Annotated in this window: 2 pseudogenes; both read right to left on the reverse strand. The window is 41.7% G+C overall.

Annotation, left to right across the window (positions count from 1 at the left end):
* Positions 1-420 (reverse strand): annotated as a pseudogene (gene istB, locus PZE06_RS25795) (IS21-like element IS643 family helper ATPase IstB); the annotation flags it as partial.
* Positions 420-931, reverse strand: a pseudogene (locus PZE06_RS25800) (IS21 family transposase); the annotation flags it as partial. The pseudogenes istB and PZE06_RS25800, both read right to left, overlap by 1 nt.

The following is a 931-nucleotide window of genomic DNA, read 5'->3' on the forward strand; positions in this document are numbered from 1 at the left end:
AAGCTCACCCATTGTAGCGAAGTAAACATGGAATCCTCTATAAACGGCTTCGAGTCCCAGCCCAATTGCGATATACGTTTTTCCGATGCCTGGAGGGCCTAGAAGAATTAAATTGTACTGTTGTTCTAACCAGCTCAATTCTCGAAGCTGAGAAAGCTGGCGAGCTGTTAGAACGTTTTGACCTTTAAGTTCAAATTCATCTAATGACTTCACGAAAGGGAAGCGTGCCCACTTCATTCTTTTTTCAAGGCTCTTCGCTTCACGTTTTGCTAATTCGTATCTTGTGATAGATTCTAAGAATTCCAAGTAGGTCCATGATGTTTTTTCAGCTGTGCGAAGAAGCTGTGGCAGCTCCTCCGCAGTCTCTGATAGACGTAACTGACGAAATTGGTTTTGTAATTCATGCACAGTCTTATTTATCATGCTCTACCTCCTAAAATGCTTGTATACGCATTTAAAGAACGGGTAGAGGCCTTAATATCAGAATGTTTTGCTGAATGGGCATAAATGGATTGTACCTCTATAACTGGTTCGTCACGCAATGTATCAAGGTGATGAGCGATATCCCGAAAATCATTCGCATTGTATAGTTTCTCCGTCATGCACTTAGTCATCACAATATCCATTAATGCTGGATACTGTTGAATCACCTTGTAGATGATGGAAAATTGGTCTCGACGATACCTCGGGTATCGTTGGCTGATCTCATCCAAATAAGCAGCTGCTTGTGTCTGATTTTCAAAGTAAGAGATTAGACGTTGCTTAAGCTCTTCAACCCCTTTGGAGCGATCACGAGTATGATGACGGTTTTGAATGAGTTTTCCTTTTTCTGAGCTAATAAGGTGCTCGGCAATTACCTCACCATTTACTTTTCTGCGAATGACGAGCGTCTTTTGCTCTTCGCCTGTCGTTTCAATCCATACAAGATTCT

The organism is Robertmurraya sp. DFI.2.37 (assembly GCF_029211245.1).
GTDB classification, from domain to species: Bacteria; Bacillota; Bacilli; order Bacillales; family Cytobacillaceae; genus Robertmurraya; species Robertmurraya methanolica_A.